A 20,031-nucleotide genomic window follows, 5' to 3' on the forward strand; every position below is an offset into this window, starting at 1 on the left:
AATTTCAAAGTGAGAACATGCATCGATTATCAATATTAAGTATTGTTTAAATTGGTTAAAGTGTAAAGGTGAATGGTTAGTGAATTGCTTTATTTGAATTTAATTGATTAACCTAGTGTATTATTTTGGTTTTTATGTTTTTTTTATTGTGAATTTTAAGATTGAGGTGGGAAATGTTTTTTTGAAACTATAAATATTATTAATTATTTCTTGGTGAAAAGATAAAATAAGCAGCGTAGAGTTAGCGTTTTTTCCTCGTTGTCTAAAATTAGCGACAACACCCCATATGTACTGTCGCCAAAAGGAGACATTTATCTATATGATAAATAAAGTTTTTATAAATTGAGCTTTTGAGTGTCTTAAATTAGCGACAAACTGAAGGTTCGGATAAACCGTTTCAGCGTATTCAGAAAGAGTTAAAAGAAGTAATAAATTTAATTTGCTTATTTTTTAATGGGTTAGATATTTACTTGAAAAGTTGGCATGAGTTGTGCATAATAATATGCAGTTGCTCATTCAATTCATTATGTCGGTCCAAAAATAGTTGGGAACATACCACATAAAGCCAGAATGACGCCAAAGTAAGGTGCCTACCGTCCAACAGCACAGATACTCGCCTTCGGGCCTTATCAAACACAGGGCGACACGTGGAGTGAGGCACCACCTATATGATTATCTTTAATGTAAAGACATAATCCTATACAAGCAGTAAATCATCGCTGGCGGAGTTAAGGTCGATCCTTATCTCCGCCTTCCTATGCCTGTTATACTTCGAACCACAACGTCGTTACCTGCGCTCAGCTACAATCCGAATTATTTAGAGGATATTAATAAATACTCTAAAATATTCCCTCTTAGGGTATACCTCACTGAAAATACTCATTTTTATACAAAAATTGGCACGTTCATTGCAGCGGCTCAGTCATAGTTAGTCTGATTTTTATGCTATGGAACTCAGAACCCGAATTCACCTTTTCGCACGGGAGAGAGTTCTGCTACCATTGAAATACGTTTAATGGGTATGAGATGAATGTATTGAGCAAATGGCGTTTTTTCCCGCGTTCCTTGCGCCAACTGGTTGTGATGGCATTTTGGCTCGTCTTGTTGCCTTTATTAGTTTTGGCATATCAAGCGTATCAAAGCTTAGAACAACTGAGTAACCAAGCCGCAAATATCAATAAAACTACTTTACTGGATGCTAGGCGCAGTGAGGTAATGAGCAGTCTCGCATTGGAAATGGAGCGAAGCTATCGTCAATATTGCGTATTACAAGATGCAGCTTTGCAAACCCAATATCAAAAACAATTTGCCGATTATGAACAAATGTTTGAAAGGCAAAAAACCATTTTGCCTCAAACATCTGACACCTCAAAGCTCACTGCAACATTAACACAACTTAAAATAGTGGCATGTGAAAATAATGAGCCTACCGCAAAAGTCACTCAAGCCTTGGAGCAATTTTCAGCAGAAAATACCGCACTTGTACAGGAAACTCGCGATGTGATTTTTAGCCGTGGGGAACAGTTGCAAAAAGCAATTGCAAATAAAGGGCAATTATTCGGTTGGCAAAGTTTGATCTTGTTCTTACTCAGTGCACTATTAGTGACTTTATTTACTCGAATGATTATTGGGCCAGTGAAAGTCATTGAGCGAATGATCAATCGCCTTGGTACTGGCCGAACTCTAGCCAGTAACATTGAACGCTTTAAAGGACCAAGAGAGCTTCGTACAATCGCTCAGCGTATTATTTGGCTAAGTGAGCGCTTGGCTTGGCTTGAGTCTCAACGACATGAGTTTCTACGTCATATTTCCCATGAGTTAAAAACACCACTCGCCAGTATGCGAGAAGGCACCGAATTACTTGCTGATGAAGTCGCAGGGCCATTAACTGACTCTCAAAGGGAGGTTGTTGAAATTCTTGATCATAGCAGTAAGCATCTTCAGCAACTTATTGAGCAGTTACTCGATTATAATCGTAAATTGGTTGATGACCCACCAGAAGCCCAATTAGTTGACCTAAATAAATTGATTGAAGATATTGTTAATGCACATAATTTACCTGCTAGAGCCAAAAATATTAAAACGGAAGTCCGTTTAAAAGTCGAAAGCTGTTTAGCGGAACCCACTTTACTTGGGAGAGTTATTGATAATATCTACTCCAATGCGGTGCACTATGGTGGCGAATCAGGTAATATTTGGATCACGAGTCGTCAAACAGGCAATAAACTGCTGATTGAAGTTGCAAATACAGGTACGCCAATTCCCGAATCTGAGCAAAGCATGATTTTTGAGCCTTTTTACCAAGGGTCCTTGCAAAGAAAAGGTGCGGTGAAAGGGAGTGGGTTGGGGTTAAGTATTGCACAAGATTGTATAAAACAAATGGGCGGAGAACTCTCACTAGTCCCATATAAATCAGCAGATGTCTGTTTTAGAATTGAACTGCCTCTAACAGCAGAGAATGAATAATGGTCAATCGGTCTACAGATTTTTTGGCAGTGCTTTATCGTAAAGCACTGCCAAATAAACTTAATCAAATAAGCCCATTCGTGATGAGACGAACAGGGGTCAGCTTTGGGGCGGTATTCTTTACCCTTATCCTAAGCGGGTGCGTAGCAAAAAATGGTCAATCGCCACTGGAAACGCTGGCACAAGTGGTTGTGCCTGAAGTGAAAGTGACTGATTATCGTTATGCATCATGCGATACGATTTGGGAAAATGACCAGCCTGCTGCTCGTGAAAATGCGCTATTTTGGTTGCGTATGATGGATTGTGCAGATCGCACAGAAACTTCACAAGCACGTGAAAATGCAAGCAAAATAGAGGTTACAAATTGGTCAGATGCATTTCAACAAAATATACTGTTAAATTCAGCTGACCCAACGATTGCCGAGCGGCGAAAAATGCTCGACAGCATTAATACATATAGCCTCAGTTTTCCAACTGCGGTACGCCCTTTATTACAGTTATGGCGTGAGCAACAAGTGCAAATTATTAACCTTTCAGATGCAGGTGCGCGCTATAAACGCTTACAGCAAGAAATGGATACTAAGCTTGATCGCTTAAAAGAAGACAACGCTAAGTTAGCTTTTGAACTGAACACAACATCGCGCAAACTCGAAAACTTAACAGACATTGAGCGTCAACTTTCCTCACGGAAAAAAAGCACTAATGAAACGGAAAAAGAAGTCGAAAGCGTTGTTGAAGGCGATAAAGAAACCTCATCTGACGCAGCAAAACCCGCAGAGCCTCCTGTAGAACAACCTTCATCGGAGAACGCGAAATAATGACAAACCGTAAGTCGGCAAGTTTACTGCTCGTTGATGACGACCCTAGCTTACTTAAGTTACTTGGGATGCGGTTAAGCAGTGAAGGGTTTAAAGTGACCACTGCGGAAAGTGGCCCTGAAGCACTTAAAATCTTACAGAAAGAAAAGTTAGATTTGGTGATAAGTGACTTACGCATGGATGAGATGGACGGAATGGCGCTGTTTGATGAAATTCAAAAAGCGCATCCTAATATGCCAGTTATCATCTTAACGGCACACGGTTCAATCCCTGATGCCGTTGCTGCGACACAACGTGGCGTGTTCAGCTTTTTAACGAAACCTGTTGATAAAGATGCTTTATATAAAGCTATTGATGAAGCACTTGCTTTATCTTCTTCACCGATGAGTGATGAAGAGTGGAGTTCGGGGATAGTCACCCGCAGCCCTTTAATGATACGTCTTCTTGAACAAGCCCATATGGTGGCACAATCAGACGTTAGTGTACTGATTAACGGCCAAAGTGGAACGGGTAAAGAAGTGTTAGCGCAGGCCATTCATAAAGCAAGTCCGCGCGCCCGTAAACCCTTTATTGCTATCAATTGTGGCGCATTGCCAGAACAACTTTTAGAATCTGAACTATTTGGTCATGCAAAAGGTGCCTTTACGGGGGCAGTGAGTAACCGCGAGGGGCTGTTTTTTGCCGCAAGTGGTGGCACACTGTTTCTTGATGAAATTGGCGATATGCCAATGCCCTTGCAGGTAAAACTATTGCGGGTGTTACAAGAACGCAAAGTTCGCCCATTAGGGAGCAATCGCGACTTAGACATCGATGTGCGTATTTTATCTGCAACACACCGTAATTTACCCAAAGCGATGGAAAAAAATGAGTTTCGTGAAGATCTCTATTATCGCCTGAATGTGGTTAATTTACGTATTCCTGCATTAAATGAACGTGCAGAAGATATTCCATTATTAGCAAATCATTTATTGAGAGAATCTGCGTCTCGGCATAAGCCCTTTGTTCGCAGTTTTTCAAGTGATGCGATGAAATGCCTGATGACAGCAACTTGGCCAGGTAATGTACGCCAGTTGGTTAACGTGATTGAACAATGTGTAGCGTTAACAACATCTCCTGTTATTAGTGAAGCCCTTGTTAGCCAGGCGTTACAAGGTGAAAATACTGCCTTGCCAACCTTTGTTGAAGCACGTAATCAATTTGAATTGAATTATTTACGCAAGTTATTGCAGATGACGAAAGGCAATGTCACACAAGCCGCACGCATGGCTGGACGAAATCGCACAGAATTTTATAAATTACTTGGCCGCCACGATTTGGAAGCTAATGACTTTAAAGAATAATTAACTATTATTCACCTATATAATCTACGTGGACAAGGTAAACCGTATTCACGCTTCGGGAGAAGAAACACGTTATGAGCCGTAAGCTTAATATTTCACTCGCACAACTTAACTGGTTAGTCGGTGACATCGAAGGTAATTGCGATCGCATGTTACAAGTCGTGAGTGAACAAGCCTCACAAACCGATATTGTGATGTTTTCAGAACTGTCTCTGACAGGCTACCCGCCTGAGGATTTAATTTTCCGTGCAGATTTTGAAGACAGATGTGAAGCTCAGCTTGAACGTTTGCAAAAGGCGAGTGCAGAAACGGCAATTATTGTCGGCCACCCTTGCTATGAAGGGGACGAAATTTTCAATGCACTTTCTTTCTTCTATCAAGGGAAATTGCATGCTCGCTATTTTAAACAAGAACTACCAAACTACGGTGTTTTTGATGAACCGCGCTATTTCAGCGCAGCTGAAAAAACCTGCGTGGTAGAATTCAAAGGCTATCAATTAGGTTTATTGATTTGTGAAGACATTTGGTATGACGAGCCTGTTGATGCGGTGAAAGGTGCTGGAGCCGAGTTATTACTAACTATCAATGCATCACCGTATGATATTCACAAGGAACATATCCGTAGCGACTTACTGGTTGACCATTGCCAACGCACTCACATGCCTATCGTTTACCTCAACCAAGTGGGTGGACAAGACGAGTTGGTATTTGATGGTGGCTCGAAAGTCATTGCAAATAAAGGCAAACAAACCTTTAAATTACCCGAATTCAAAGAACAAGTTGTTACGGTACAATTTGATGAGCTGGAATTGGTAAGTGAAGGTAGTGTGTTTATTGAAAATGATCCTGTCGCGCAGGTATATCAAGCCTTAGTGATGTCGACTCGCGATTATATCAATAAAAACGGTTTCAATGGTGCAATCCTTGGGTTATCTGGAGGGATCGACTCTGGTTTAACAGTGGCTATCGCGGTAGATGCTATCGGTAAAGAACGTGTGCAAGCGGTGATGATGCCGTTCCGTTATACCTCAGAAATGAGCATTCATGATGCCAAAGAACAAGCTGAGTTGTTAGGTGTGGAATTTGATATTGTCTCTATCGAACCGATGTTTGATTCATTCATGGCGCAATTAAGTCCAATGTTTGAAGGAACTGCGGTTGATACCACCGAAGAAAACTTACAAGCTCGCTGCCGTGCTGTTATTTTAATGGCGATGTCCAATAAACGCCGCCGTTTAGTCCTGACGACCAGTAATAAGAGTGAGTCTGCAGTGGGTTACTCAACACTGTATGGTGATATGGCTGGCGGCTTTGATGTGTTAAAAGATGTGCCAAAAACATTGGTTTTTGAACTGGCAAAATATCGCAATACACTTTCACCCGCTATTCCACAGCGTGTGATTGATAGGCCGCCATCTGCAGAACTGGCTCCAGGGCAGTTAGACCAAGATAGCTTGCCGCCTTACGATATATTAGATGCTATCTTAGAAGGTTATGTTGAAAAAGACTTATCCGTGAATGACCTTATCAAGCTAGGTTTTGATAAAGAAGTTGTTCGTAAAGTGGTGCGCTTGGTTGATCTGAATGAATATAAACGCCGACAAGCACCTGTTGGGCCGCGTATTACCATGCGGAATTTTGGTAAAGACCGCCGTTATCCGATCACCTCAGGTTTTGGCCGTAAAAATTGGTCATAACAGGAACTATTTATGAAAAAAATTGATGCAATTATAAAGCCATTTAAACTTGATGATGTACGTGAAGCACTGGCGGAAGTCGGGATCACAGGGATGACGGTTACGGAAGTGAAAGGGTTTGGTCGTCAAAAAGGGCACACCGAACTGTATCGTGGTGCGGAATATATGGTGGACTTTTTACCGAAAGTCAAAATTGAAATAGTTGTCCCTGACGATATTGTAGAAAACTGCGTTGAAACTATTATGCAAACAGCGCAAACAGGTAAAATTGGTGACGGTAAAATCTTCGTTTATGATGTTGCACGTGTGATCCGTATTCGTACGGGTGAGCAAGATGAGGAAGCAATTTAACTTTAGGGTTAAAAGGCGGTAACGGTAAATACACAGGAATGGGATTAGAACAGTGTATTTTTTATGCGGCCCGTTACCGCTAAGCTGTGAAAAAACTTCAAACACCAAGCCATTAGAACAGTTTCTTTTGGCTGATACGTTTCAGGAAATGCTCTTCTAAACCGAAGAGCATTTTTTTATCTATTAATTCAGGGACAGCACTTTATGTGGGCCAAAGCACTCATAATGGATAGCATCGGCATCAACACCCATCGAAATTAATTGTTGACCCACATGTTGCATAAAGCCTACTGGACCACAGAAATAGAATTGCATATTCGGTTGGTCAATCCATTCACGTACTTTCTGTAAATCCATTAATCCTTCATATTGGTAATCAAAGCCGAGGCGGTCACTGCCTCGAGGCTGGTTAAACCAAATGGCAGAATGCCCCATTTTTTGTTTGGCCATCAATTGCTGGATTTCGTGGTTAAACGCATGAACAGCTCCATTTTCAGCCGCATGTAGCCAGTTGATCGTTGCTTCATGGCCTTGTTGCGTCAGGTGGTTTAGCATGCTTAACATTGGCGTCAGGCCAACGCCTGCTGAGATGAGTGTGACGGGCGTTTGGTTATCAACATCGATAAAGAAATCACCACATGGTGGTGCTAAATAAATACTATCCCCTTCATTGATGTGCTGATGCAAGAAATTAGACACAGCGCCTTGGTCTTCGCGTTTTACTGCGATACGGTAACTTTGGCCATTAGGTGCTGTCGTTAAGGAGTATTGGCGGATCTCTTGGTTCTCGAATCCATCATGATTAATATAAATTGTGATGTATTGACCTGGGCGATAGCCTGCGACGGGTTTTCCATCAACAGGGACGAACTCAAAGCTAGTAATAACATCGCTTTGTGGTTGTTTTTGTTTCAGTTTAAATTCGCGTAAACCTTCCCAACCCCCATTTTTATCGGCATTTTCTTGGTAAATTGAGGCTTCACGACCAATAAAGATATCGGCTAATACCCCGTAGGCTTTGCCCCATGCATCAAGCACTTCTTGACCAGGATTAAGGAGCTCATCAATGGCAGCCAGTAGGTTTTCGCCGACGATAGGGTAATGTTCAGGCTTAATATTTAAACTAACGTGTTTTTGCGCAATCTTTTCAACGGCAGAAATTAATGCTTCAGGGGTTTCAATATGCACAGCATAAGCGCAGATTGCATTAAATAATGCTTCACGTTGCGCACCATTAGCTTGGTGAGTCATATTGAAAATATCTTTTAATTCAGGATGTTGAATGAACATTCTGTCATAGAAATGTGCGGTAAGTTTTGGTCCAGTGGCTGCGATAGCAGGAATGGTTGATTTAACGATAGCGATAGTTTGGCTGTCTAACATACAGGTGCTCCTGAATTTTTTTCATGTTCTCTGTTAGGAAGAGTTTGGCATTTTTTCTGAAGCATCCAAAAATATAGCACTTAATTTTCAGTGGGATAGCTGAATTTTGTGCCGAAAATCTTCACTTTTATGAGAGACATAAAGTTTATTTATAAACATGTATTTTAAATGCAATTTATAATATTTAAGGGTATCTGTAAAGATGCAAATAGACAAAATAGGGCAAAAATAGGCACATAATGAGAAGGGACTCGCAATACCAGATATTCCTCCGTCAAAATTTAAAATTTGAGCTATTTTATAATGAGGCTGAAAGTGGTAAATGACGTGAAAAAAATTAATGCAATCGTTTGCGTATATTTTTTCTTTAGGGCTATCTCAAGAACGAAAAAGAGTTTACACTGTGTGCTATTGCGATGAATTGATTGTCAACCTATTGAATTGCTGAGGCAGGAGAAGCGAATGTTAAAGCGTGAAATGAATATTGCAGACTATGATCCAAAATTATGGGAAGCAATGGAGCAAGAAGTACAACGTCAAGAAGAACACATTGAATTAATTGCTTCTGAAAACTATACCAGTCCACGAGTCATGCAGGCTCAAGGTTCTCAGCTAACCAATAAATATGCAGAAGGGTATCCAGGCAAACGCTATTACGGCGGTTGTGAGTATGTTGATGTCGTTGAGCAATTAGCGATTGACCGCGCAAAAGAATTATTTGGTGCAGACTACGCAAACGTGCAGCCACACTCTGGTTCACAAGCGAATGCGGCAGTTTACATGGCATTGCTACAACCAGGTGATACTGTGCTGGGTATGAATTTGGCGCACGGCGGCCACTTAACTCACGGTTCCCCAGTTAACTTCTCTGGTAAATTGTACAATATCGTTCCTTATGGCATCGATGAAAGCGGTAAGATTGACTACGACGATATCAAAGCGCAAGCTGAAAAACATAAACCAAAAATGATTATCGGTGGTTTCTCTGCGTATTCAGGCGTGGTTGATTGGGCTAAAATGCGTGAAATCGCAGATGCTATCAATGCTTACTTATTCGTTGATATGGCACACGTTGCGGGTCTGATTGCGGCAGGTGTTTATCCAAACCCAGTTCCACATGCTCACGTTGTGACAACCACAACTCACAAAACATTAGCGGGTCCTCGTGGTGGTTTGATCCTCGCGAAAGGTGGCGACGAAGAGCTGTACAAAAAAATCAACTCAGCCGTATTCCCTGGTTCGCAAGGCGGCCCTTTAATGCATGTTATTGCAGGTAAAGCCGTAGCACTTAAAGAAGCCATGGAACCTGAGTTCAAAGTCTACCAACAACAAGTTGCGAAAAATGCGAAAGCAATGGTCGACGTTTTCCAACAACGCGGCTATAAAGTTGTTTCTGGTGGAACTGAAAACCACCTGTTCTTAGTTGATTTAGTTGATAAAAATATCACGGGTAAAGATGCTGATGCTGCATTAGGTCGTGCGAATATCACCGTAAACAAAAACAGTGTACCAAACGATCCGAAGAGCCCATTTGTCACTTCAGGTGTGCGTATTGGTTCTCCAGCAATTACGCGTCGTGGTTTTAAAGAAGCTGAAGCGCGCGAGCTAGCGGGCTGGATGTGTGATATTCTAGACAACCTCAATGACGAAGCGACCATTGAGAGCGTGAAACAAAAAGTATTAGCAATCTGCAAAAAATACCCAGTTTACGCATAATATAACGACTTTTAGTTACCTAAACCCGCTTCTACTGTTAAGTATGAGCGGGTTTTTTGCATTGAAAAATGGAGGGATGATGGTCATTCCATCAACGCGCTGGCTAGCAATTGATTATTTTACCTACTTTTTTGCATACAGTATTTTCTTGCCGTTTTGGTCTGTTTGGCTACAGGGTGAGGGCATTGATGCCGAAATGATCGGTGTTTTGCTTGGTGTAGGCCTTGCGGCTCGTTTTCTTGGGGCGATGTTTATCACACCATTAGTTAAAGAGCCGTTAAAATTAATTACTGCATTGCGGTTGTTGGCTGCATCATCCTTAATTTTTTCCATTGGCTTTGCTTTTGGTTCCCATTGGGCATGGCTGCTTTTTGTGATGATTGGTTTTAACTTATTTTTCGCTCCAATGGTTCCATTAGGGGATTCATTGGCAGGAACATGGCAGAAACAATTTACGTTTGATTATGGCAAAATCCGTGTTTGGGGCTCGATAGCCTTTATTATTGGTTCTTCATTAATGGGTTATCTAGCTGGGGTTTGGGGCCATAAATCAATTATGGTTGCTTTGATTATCAGCTGCTTAGCTTTATTATTGGGGGCGATGTTGAGGCCTACAATAATGCCTGCGGGGGCGGCAAAAGCAGATAATGGTAATAAAGTTACTTTTAAACAACTGATTGCTGATAAAAATGTGGTCAGATTTCTGATTTGCGTGACTTTATTGCAAGGTGCTCACGCAGCTTACTATGGTTTTGCCTCGCTGTTCTGGAAGGAAGCGGGATATTCAGACTTAGTGATTGGTAACTTATGGTCATTGGGTGTTGTCGCAGAAGTTATTGTCTTTATGTTGAGTCACCGTTTATTTAGGCGCTGGAGTGCACGTAACTTACTGTTGTTATCCGCATTCTGTGGAATAATCCGTTGGGGAATGATGGGGGCATTTACCGCATTACCTATGCTTATTATCGTGCAAATTTTACACAGTGGAACGTTCACTGTTTGTCATCTTGCGGCAATGCGTTTTATCAGCGCGCGTAAAGAAAATGAAATTATCCCATTACAGGGTGTCTATTCGGCACTGGCGACGGGTGGTGGTCTAGCGGTATTAACAATTATTGTCGGTTATATTTATGAGCGTGTTCCTGCTCATCATGGCGTGGTCTTTTATTTGATGGCGCTACTTGCTGTACCTGCGTTATTTATTCGCCCTAAAGTGACTGCACAGTCATAATCTTCCCATCAAAGAGCTATAAATGCAGTGAAACACCTTCATTTATAGCTTGGTTTGATGCTCAATTTGCTGCCCAGTATCATCAATATAAACCACGGTAATATTTTCTCCATTAACCACTTTTTTCCCCGAGGGGATTGTCTGAGTCGAAAATGGTGCGATCATTAAACTTTTAGCAATAAGCTCATTGGCGTTATTTGCTGTGTAGATATTGGCAATGCTGAGAAAATAAGGTGTTGGGTTATTCACGGCTAATAGCCCGTTATCGGCATAAAATTTAGCGCTATCCAATAATGTATCTGGAAGGGGTAACAGCGAAATAGGGCGGTAAAACACTTTAATTCGAGTTTGGATGGCAAACTGGAGCGTATTCATACCCTGGGTGTTTTTAGGCTTGGGGGCGATATCCAAAACATTTAAATAATAAACAGACTCTCTATCCATGGGTAAGTTATTACCAAGAAAACGGATGCGGAGCTGAACGCCTTCATTAGCGGCTATTTTGTTGATAGGCGGCGTGACAATAAATGGCGCATTGGTTGTTTCGGGTGTCGAATTAATATTCCCTTCATCTATCCAACTTTGGATTAACGTCGGCTGTTCACTGTAATTAGTCATCTGAATGCTAACCATTTTTTTATCACTGGGAAAAATAACCCGAGTTCCTTGTAAAACAAGGCTTGCTTGTGTTTGTAAACTTATCAGTAATAAGGCAATTCCTCCTAAGTATTTCATCATCGCTCCTTTTTTAGTTGTAAGACATTACGACAGTTGCCGTACCAGATACCGCCCCTTGAGTGACAATATTGGGGTTATAGGGATAATAATAAGCCCCTAAATTGACGGAAAAGGATGGTGAAATGGGATTGCCTTTTGGGACGAAAAAAATACTTGTGGCAGTATTTTGTGCCGTTACACTGTCTGAAAGGAATAAAGGGGCGGTGAGGTTATTCGTTTTGACGAGCCGAAAACCGACACCTTTAGCACCTTGGGTTAGGGTATTGTTTATCGTGGTTTTATCATTTGCCAGTAAGCTACCGCTGGATAAAAACATAGACACATCGCGAGAAGCGGTGCTACCCGCGAGGAAATCTTGGCACGTGAAATTCAATGTGAATGGCGTGTAGCCTGCTCGAGTCACATTTTTGACAGTATTGATACTGACAGGCGGAAGCGAAACGACTAATCCTTGATTAGTAAAATTACAGGTTGTTAGGATTGGGTTATAGGTTAACTGCATCGGTTGGTAAAACATATCTTCAGCATGTGTTGGCCATTGCAGGGTTAACAGAAACGTGACTAAATCTGAGAGAAGGCGCAGTAGCCAAGGGATAAGACCTAATGCCGTTACATCCGTTGCCATCATTACTGGGCTGATTAACACACTGTTACCTGCAACCTCTTTATAATTATTTGCGGGTGGGCTGCTGAGTAATTTAAATTGAATCGTAAAATTTGTATCTAGATTAGAGGCGGGGTAGGTACCTGGGGGAATATTAGTCACGCTTGATTGACTAATACCGCTGACCGAGATAGAAACCACTTGTTTCCCACCATTAAAGCCAATCGCAACTGTTGATTGGCGAAATGGGCTATCAATGCCCACTGTATTTGATTGAAGTAGCCCTGGTGCTACACAGGTATACTGACCTGTGAATCCTGTTCGGGTTGATTTGTTCACGGTGGTTGATGTGCTTGTGAGTTCCGTGGATATATCAAAATTCAGTGGCGGTGCATTTTTTTCTCCCGCATTACTGCAACTGGCAGCAACATCATAGCTTGCGAGTAATAATGCGGGTAAGAGAAGTGCCAGTAGCGTCTTTTTCATCATAACGTCCTTTATCGACAAAAATTATGGTTTTTATCCATGGTATTAACGGGGTCTTTAATTACGCACTCTGATTTTTCCTTAGAATTGAGCTTGATGTACAAAATGGAAGGCCATTGATCGCTCTTAATGTAGATCACTCCAGATTGCCCCACATAACCAATATTTTGTTTTTGTTCATTATTTACCTCAGTACCAAATGGCAGACTTTCCCCATTGGCCAGTGAGGCTCTAAATATGTAAGTTTGACGCGTGTCTGTTTCGAGTTTGATATAATTCACGGCACCTTGATACGGGCTCACATTAGCCATATTGCCAAGGACTTCTGCGCCTGATGTTTTGTCAGTATCAGAAAGGGTATAGGTATTTGTTCGATAAGGTGTTGAATTCGCAACCAATACGACACCTTGCTGATTGGTGAGGGTGGTTTTATCTGAATTGACCATCATGTTATTAGCCAACGGCGCTTCGATAATGGTGTAGGTTTGGCCTGTTTCTCCTGAAAAAACGATATGTTCAGGAATGGCGACCACCGTTCCTCTGGCCCCTAAACCCGCTTGGCGGTAGTTATTGGCTTCAGTATATGAACCTGACAGGGTCGTCGATGGCAGTTGATAGCTGGCATTTGCCCCCACTAAATTATTCCCGCCACTTTGGTTGGTCGCTGTCACTGTGTAATTGACTTGATCATTTTTACCCGCAATGCCGCTAACGCTCAACGCTGTTTGTTGGTAATGTGAATCGGTAAAGTAACTGCCGAGATTAATATTGGCGCGTTTTTCAAACAAAGAGAATGGCACGCTGACATTCGCATACACCCGTGTTTCTTCTTTATTATCATAATTACGAATACGAGAAACCGATACACTGTAGGACACATCATTGTAGTTATTGGCATAGCCCGCTTGGTATTCACGGCTGCTGCCATGGGTATTCCAATAATCGCGATGGGTGCCAGAAACAAAGACCGAGCCGTAACCATCGGCGAGTTGTTGATTCAAATTCAACGTAAAGGTATTTTTTGCACGAGACCCGCGCAGGGCATCAAAATTGGTTAATGATAAGTCGGAAGGTGCATCATTCCCCAGTTGTTGGGAAAGGTCATCTTGATAAGATTTCCACGCGCGATAGTTATCTTGGGCGTAGATAGTATCCATAAAGCTATAATAACCGCTCGTTGAGTAACGGTAAGACGCCAACGTTAAATTGGTTGAGGTTGAATTAATGTATTTGCTGTAAGTCAGTCGATAACTTTGCCCACTCTGAGAGCCAGCGTCTAGTTTTGCATTTGCGTGTGTCACATCAGCGGAAATAGCACCAAAACTGAAGTTCCAACCACTCCCCACAACGCCGGAATAATATTTCTCACTGAACAACATACCTGCATAGAGAGTGACGAGGTTATTCAGGCCGTAGTGTATTTCACCTTGTGTAAAATTAGGCTGGTAGTGTGTGCTTTCAATGTTTGTTTTTCCAGCAAGAAGGTTGTAGGTATAAATGCCTTCTTTAAGCATATCAGGAACCGCAGAATAGGGGACGGTGAAGGTTTCTTTGCGGCCATCCGCCTCTTGTACAACGACAAATAAATCCCCCCCGCCTGCGCTGGGTTGAAGGTCGTTAAAGGAGAACTCACCCGGTGGGACGTTTTCTTGGTAAACTAAGTTATTATTTTGATAGACGCTGACCAATGCGTTGGTCTGAGCCACGCCGCGAATGATAGGAACAAAATTTTGGCTCGAGTTGGGATACATCCCCATTTCGGTCGCCAGCGCAATCCCACGAATACGCAGGCTGTTAAATAGCGCCGCAGGGGTGTAAAAATCACCGATTTTAACCCCTGATTTTATTTGGCTAATGGGACGATAGGCATAACGCGTATTATTTTTCCATTTTGATGAACCATGGGAACTGTTGCGATAACTTGATTCATCCCTAAATTGCCACGCCCCTAAATTGACACCCGAATTGAGTGTTGCATAAAAATTATCGCTACTGGTTTTGGCATTTTTCTTTTCTTTATAGCTGTAATAATTTGTATTATAAGAAAAAATAATTGCAGGTTCACCATAGTTCCATAAGCTTGGGTCGACATAGTTGGCCTCAGATTGTTTTAATGCCACTTGGGGCACCGTCATGTCGAGTCGTAATTCATTAATATTGAATTTGTAATGAACATTTGGCACTAAAGAATCAATAGGGATAACATCTTGCTGTTGAATTTTTTCAATCACACTTGGCGATAAGTTTAAATTTAACTTTTTAACATCGTTAGAGGAAAGGCTGATGACTTTACCGTCATGATCAATCTCAATTTCAAATTGGCCTTTCCAGTTATTATTTACATAAAGATCTGCTAGTTGTTTTCCTGAAGGAATTTTACTGTCCGTATAAAATCGTGAAATATCACCCTGTGCGGATTTACCGACTAATAGGGATGTCTCAAATTCATCTGCTACCGCGTTTTTGAGACAGCTTTGCAGTCCTAATAAAATTAGGAAATAGAGATAGTTTTCTTTTTTCACGATGATATCTTCTTTTAAAGTTTAATATTGTGAGATTTGAAAACGCCATAATCATCGACATAAACTAAAACAAGGTCACGATTTTTTAATACCTGTTTTAACGGAAACTCAAGAGAAGACATTGGAGATATCATTCCTGAATCAATCAGTGAGTTTTTTTTATCATTGGTTGTTGTCAATGCAGCAACCGTAAAGTGATATTGCGAGTTATTTTTTATTAATAGGGTGTTATTGTTTAATTGGTAATTAATTTTATTAATAACATCGTCAGGTGATTCGGTTAATTCCACAGGACGATAAAAAATTTTTATTCGAGATCGCGTGGCTAACTGAATCGTATTTTTACCTTTAGCAGTATCGGGTGTTTTAGGAATATCCAGTACATTTAAATAAAATACACTTTCAATATGGTTAGGTAGAGTTTTATCTATTTTTTTTATTTTAAGTTGCTGTCCTTGTGAGCCTTCTATTTTTACAATAGGTGGCGAGAGATAAAAGGGTGCATCTGAATTCTCAGGGGTCGAATTTTCATCTCCACTATCAATCCATGACTGAACAAGAGAAGCTGTTTTACTATTGTTTGATAATTGTACTGCCATACTCTCAGCATCTGAAGGATAGATAATTCGAGTTCCCGTAATAATGACATTGGCAAATAAATTATTGGAAAATAAAATAACGAATAATAGGAGTGCTTTTTTCATCATAATATCCCTGTAAAGCCAGGCTAATAAAAGCCTGGCTTAGACGCTATTTATAAGTAGGAAACAGTGTAAATGACGTTAGATTGCAAAGCACCAACTTGGGCTGCGGTTGTATTCGTTTTATAATAACTTGCAATAAGGTTTAATGTTGCACCTGTTGCTCCAGTTGTATTTGCTGCGGTTAGGGCAGTATCAAATGTTGTATTTAACGGGATAGCAACAGTTGGCGATGTGGTTTGTGACAAGCTAAAACCCACATTACGAGCAACCGTTGGGTCGTTTTCATTCACGGTGGTATTCACCAGATATAGACCAGAAGGCGAGATATTACTGGAAGAAAAGTGCAGTTTTAACGTACCAGTAGGCGTACCCCCTCCAACTTGAGCACAATTCGAAAATGTTAATGCAAATGTCTTTTGGTTTTTGGTTATTACTGTATTTGCCGTTGTTCCAGCGTCAGTTGCAATAATTGGATCTAAGGCAATAGACATATCAGCACTATTACCACCATTAATAGTACAGGTAGTATCACTTATAGCGCCTGAGATTGAAATAATACCTCCAGGGCTGTTTGTTACTGCGAGTGCTGAACCTGATACAACAGATAAAGAAAGTAAAGACAGAGGTAGTATATATCTAGACATAGTTAACCCCATTAAGGTCAAGTAGAATAAAGTTATATAACTTTGAATGGCCGCCTGTTAATAATTAGCTGCCTTATTTCATGCTAGATATAGTTCTTATATTTTTCAAATATAAATTTAAAAAATAAAAAAATGAGATTGCCGTCTTTTGTATATTAATGAAAATAATGAAAATGTATTTTTAATTTTAGATTAAAAAATACACTCAATAAGTGTTTTTTATGAATATTAAGATATTAATGTGAATGTTTCAGATGTTTTTGTCATTAGCGTGATTGTTTTTTTAGGGAGTTAAGAGCTAAGTTTAAAATAAATTCACGAAATTTTTAAATAGTGTAATTGTGTTACTTTGAAATTAATAATTTTGATTATTTTGATTTTAATTAATCTATAAAAATTATAAATGTAAAAAATGGTGGCTAGAATTATATCTAGCTACCATTTTAGAGGCGTTGTAAATTATAAACTAGGTAAAAATGTGGTGAAGAATGGCATGAATGTAACTAATAATAAAACCACAATTAAGGCAAAGAAGAGTGGCATAACTTCACGGATAAAGTCGGCAATGCGTACACCTGTAATTGAAGTTGCAACAAACATGACTGTGCCCATTGGTGGTGTTAAACAACCAATTGCGAGATTGAGTATCATGACGATCCCAAAGTGAATAGGGTCAATTCCCAATAGTTTAACAGTAGGCATTAATAATGGAACAAGCACAATAATGGCGGCATTCCCTTCAATAAACATCCCTAAAATTAATAAAACGGCATTAACAATCATTAAAAATACGTAAGGATTATCAGAGAAGCTCGTCATCATTCTGGCGACATCTTGTGCGACTTGCTCGTTAGTTAACACCCATGCTAAAGCAGAGCAAGTCATGATAATTAGCATAATACTTGCGGTTGAACGGGCAGTTTCTAAGAATGAAGCTGCAATATCTTTTAATTTCATTTCACGATAAAAGAACGTGCCAATAATGATGACGTATAATACTGCGATAGCACCCGCTTCGGTTGGGGTGAAAATGCCAAATCGAATGCCACCGATAATGACTAATACTAATAAAAAGGCAGACATTGCCCCTTTACCTGTTTGATAAACTTCAGCAAAAGTCGGTGCTTTATCACGAGCAGGTTTATAACCTCGTTTTTTAGCAATAAGATAAATTGCAACCATTAATGCGACACAACACATTAAGCCAGGAATAATGGCAGCCATAAACATTTTACCAATAGAAACATCGGCAACAAAACCATAAATAATTAGGGCAATCCCTGGGGGGATAATTGGGGTAATAAGTGAGCCAGCCGCGGTCACTGCGGCAGAAAAGCTTTTTCCATAGCCTAATTTGGTCATTTCTGGCACTAACATTTTAGACAGCATAGCGCAGTCCGCAAGGTTAGATGCAGAAAGCCCGCCCATCATCGTGCTGAGCAAAACGTTTGATTGCGCCAAACCGCCAGGATAGTGGCCAGATAATGTGCCAGTAAACTTCAACATTCGGCTTGTTATTCCAGTGTAATTTAACAAGTTACCTAGCAAAATAAAAAATGGGATTGCGAGTAAAGTAACGTTCTCACCAGCACCAATAATACGCTGTACAGCGATGAGTGGCGAAATATCCCCAGCGGAAAAGAAATATGTTAATAACGCGATTAATACACTTAAGAAAATTGGAACATTAATTAAAAAACAAAAAATTAAGACAATACAGGCGATAACTACTGACATGGTTTATCCCCTTTAATCAGTTTGCTCATATCTTCCAATAAATGCTGAACGGAAAATAACACCATAATGGATGCACCAATAGGAACGGAGAGGTCGATGTAATAATAAGAAACGCCGATTATTGGAGTGATCTTATCTTCGGCGATTAGAGAGAGTTCATAGCCAAGGTAGCCAAAAATAGATAACGCAACGATGGCCATAATATGCGTTATTACAGCGATAGATAATTGTATTTTTTGAGGAAAAAGAGATGTAATTGCATCAATGCTAACATGCATCCTTTTTCCAGCAGCTGAAGCAGCGCCGATCATGACTAACCATATGTAGCAAATGATGAGAACCTCTTCACTCCACATTAGCGGGTCATTCAGCAGCCAGCGCATGAATACAGCAAGAATTGTGATAATGACAATCGCAGCGACAGCTAACGATGAAACAATATCACTTAGTTTCCCTAGAAATTTAAACATAAAAGATCCTTGCGAAAGTCATAAATAACCATTTATTAATTTAAAAATATTGGCGGTTTAACCGCCAATATAGATGGTTAGTTATTAATAATATCTTGTGTTTGTTGATATAAATTCGCAGACCATTCAGGGAATTCGTTATAGAATGGTTTTGATTTTTCTTTGAAAAGGGTACGGTCAACTTCAACAACAGTGACACCTTCACTTTTCATTTTCTCAATAATTTCTTTTTCTTCTTTCAGGACTAATTCGGTGAGGTATTGACCAGCTTCATTCCCCGATTCAACCAAGGCGAGTTGGATATTTTCAGGTAATTTATTATATGTTTTGCTACCCATAACTAAGTTAGTAACGTTTTCAACGTGGCCAGTTAAAATTAAGTATTTCGCTGCTTCATGGTGTTTTTGACCGTATAACACAGGAATTGGATTCTCTGCACCATCAATAATTTTAAGATTAAGTGCAGTATAAACTTCAGCTAATGGCAATGGTGTCGGTGTAGCTCCCATTGCTTCTAATCCTTTAATTTGGATTTTGTTGTTCGGTACGCGAATTTTTAGACCTTTTAGATCATCTGGAGTTTGCACCATTTTATTTGCTAAAATATGACGAGACCCATACAACCAATCTTTAGAAACAACATGCAACCCTTTTTTGTCTAGCTGCTGTTCCAGCGAGCTATACCAAGGAGAGGCATTTAATTTAAAAATATCCTTATATGACAGGCCTAGATATGGGCCGAACATGATGCCGTAGTCAGGAACATAATCTGAAAAGAAAGCACCATCGGCGAGAGTGATAAGTGGACTACCTAATTTCATCTGCTCAATGACATCTTTTTTCGAACCTAATTGTGAGCTTGGGTAAGGAATAAGTTCACCTTCACCATTGGTTTTTTCATTGAATTTTTTTGCCCATTCATGAATAGCGAGATCAAAAGGTTCTCCAGGGTTATTTTCGTAAGCGACTTTAAGCTTATACTTTGCTTCTGCAAAAGCGGTTCCTGCCATACTGCCCATTAAAAACATGGCGCTGAGTGTTAAGCCTAGAATATTCTTCCCGTTTAATGTGCTCAGTTTCATAAGTGTATCTCCTGTAGGGGGACTTATTGTTTTAAATAGTTA

At 40.3% G+C, this 20,031-nt stretch carries 16 protein-coding genes; 7 read left to right on the plus strand and 9 right to left on the minus strand.

Translation table 11 applies throughout. The features are described 5' to 3' along the window. Nucleotides 1–1,026: 1,026 nt before the first annotated feature. From ACE2AL_RS07600 to glnB, 5 genes are all read left to right on the plus strand, one after another. Nucleotides 1,027–2,466: a HAMP domain-containing sensor histidine kinase gene (locus ACE2AL_RS07600; RefSeq protein ID WP_206082485.1), complete on the plus strand. Its 1,440-nt coding sequence runs from the start codon at nt 1,027–1,029 to the stop codon at nt 2,464–2,466. Next, a complete protein-coding gene (gene qseG, locus ACE2AL_RS07605) occupies nt 2,466–3,284 on the plus strand; it encodes a two-component system QseEF-associated lipoprotein QseG (protein ID WP_272539191.1) in 819 nt (272 codons plus the stop codon). The genes ACE2AL_RS07600 and qseG overlap by 1 nt, the downstream gene beginning before the upstream one ends. Next, complete coding sequence (glrR, locus tag ACE2AL_RS07610; RefSeq protein WP_206082483.1) at nt 3,284–4,624, plus strand: two-component system response regulator GlrR; 1,341 nt, start codon at nt 3,284–3,286, stop codon at nt 4,622–4,624. Before qseG ends, glrR begins: the two co-directional genes overlap by 1 nt. Nucleotides 4,625–4,698: 74 nt before the next feature. Continuing rightward, a complete protein-coding gene (locus ACE2AL_RS07615) occupies nt 4,699–6,321 on the plus strand; it encodes an NAD+ synthase (RefSeq protein ID WP_206082482.1) in 1,623 nt (540 codons plus the stop codon). Nucleotides 6,322–6,333: 12 nt separating this feature from the next. Next, nucleotides 6,334–6,672 (plus strand): nitrogen regulatory protein P-II, encoded by a 339-nt coding sequence (gene glnB, locus ACE2AL_RS07620; RefSeq protein ID WP_004912721.1) that lies wholly within the window; start codon nt 6,334–6,336, stop codon nt 6,670–6,672. 183 nt (nt 6,673–6,855) lie between these two features. Here the strand turns inward: glnB and hmpA are convergent, their stop codons facing one another. Continuing rightward, nucleotides 6,856–8,055, minus strand: coding sequence for an NO-inducible flavohemoprotein (gene hmpA / locus ACE2AL_RS07625; protein ID WP_375084213.1), 1,200 nt, complete (start codon nt 8,053–8,055; stop codon nt 6,856–6,858). 462 nt (nt 8,056–8,517) lie between these two features. On the opposite strand from hmpA, the gene glyA reads away from it, so the two are divergent. Together glyA and ACE2AL_RS07635 are read left to right on the plus strand one after the other, a co-directional pair. Next, nucleotides 8,518–9,771 carry a serine hydroxymethyltransferase gene (glyA, locus tag ACE2AL_RS07630; RefSeq protein ID WP_206082480.1) on the plus strand — a complete coding sequence of 418 codons (1,254 nt, stop codon included), beginning with the start codon at nt 8,518–8,520 and terminating at the stop codon, nt 9,769–9,771. Between the two features lie 79 nt (nt 9,772–9,850). Next, nucleotides 9,851–11,002, plus strand: coding sequence for a 3-phenylpropionate MFS transporter (locus ACE2AL_RS07635; RefSeq protein WP_375084301.1), 1,152 nt, complete (start codon nt 9,851–9,853; stop codon nt 11,000–11,002). Nucleotides 11,003–11,044: 42 nt separating this feature from the next. Here ACE2AL_RS07635 and ACE2AL_RS07640 read toward each other — a convergent pair whose 3' ends face one another. The 8 genes from ACE2AL_RS07640 to ACE2AL_RS07675 form a co-directional block, all read right to left on the minus strand. Beyond that, a complete protein-coding gene (locus ACE2AL_RS07640) occupies nt 11,045–11,740 on the minus strand; it encodes a molecular chaperone (protein WP_375084214.1) in 696 nt (231 codons plus the stop codon). A 10-nt stretch (nt 11,741–11,750) separates the two neighbouring features. Then, the gene (locus tag ACE2AL_RS07645; protein WP_375084215.1) at nt 11,751–12,833 is read right to left on the minus strand and encodes a fimbrial protein; all 1,083 of its coding nucleotides are present in this window, start codon (nt 12,831–12,833) and stop codon (nt 11,751–11,753) included. A gap of 8 nt (nt 12,834–12,841) precedes the next feature. Continuing rightward, nucleotides 12,842–15,352, minus strand: a complete 2,511-nt coding sequence (locus tag ACE2AL_RS07650) for a fimbria/pilus outer membrane usher protein (protein ID WP_206082476.1) — start codon at nt 15,350–15,352, stop codon at nt 12,842–12,844. A 14-nt stretch (nt 15,353–15,366) separates the two neighbouring features. Beyond that, nucleotides 15,367–16,059, minus strand: coding sequence for a molecular chaperone (locus ACE2AL_RS07655; RefSeq protein ID WP_206082475.1), 693 nt, complete (start codon nt 16,057–16,059; stop codon nt 15,367–15,369). Between the two features lie 47 nt (nt 16,060–16,106). Next, nucleotides 16,107–16,700 carry a fimbrial protein gene (locus ACE2AL_RS07660; protein ID WP_206082474.1) on the minus strand — a complete coding sequence of 198 codons (594 nt, stop codon included), beginning with the start codon at nt 16,698–16,700 and terminating at the stop codon, nt 16,107–16,109. A gap of 459 nt (nt 16,701–17,159) precedes the next feature. Further along, complete coding sequence (locus ACE2AL_RS07665; protein ID WP_206082473.1) at nt 17,160–18,437, minus strand: TRAP transporter large permease; 1,278 nt, start codon at nt 18,435–18,437, stop codon at nt 17,160–17,162. Further along, nucleotides 18,428–18,907 (minus strand): TRAP transporter small permease, encoded by a 480-nt coding sequence (locus ACE2AL_RS07670; RefSeq protein WP_206082472.1) that lies wholly within the window; start codon nt 18,905–18,907, stop codon nt 18,428–18,430. The genes ACE2AL_RS07665 and ACE2AL_RS07670 overlap by 10 nt, the downstream gene beginning before the upstream one ends. A gap of 77 nt (nt 18,908–18,984) precedes the next feature. Further along, the gene (locus ACE2AL_RS07675; protein WP_206082471.1) at nt 18,985–19,989 is read right to left on the minus strand and encodes a C4-dicarboxylate TRAP transporter substrate-binding protein; all 1,005 of its coding nucleotides are present in this window, start codon (nt 19,987–19,989) and stop codon (nt 18,985–18,987) included. Between the last annotated feature and the right edge of the window lie 42 nt (nt 19,990–20,031).

The sequence above is a fragment of the Providencia xihuensis genome (assembly GCF_041953405.1).
Classification (GTDB): domain Bacteria; phylum Pseudomonadota; class Gammaproteobacteria; order Enterobacterales; family Enterobacteriaceae; genus Providencia; species Providencia vermicola.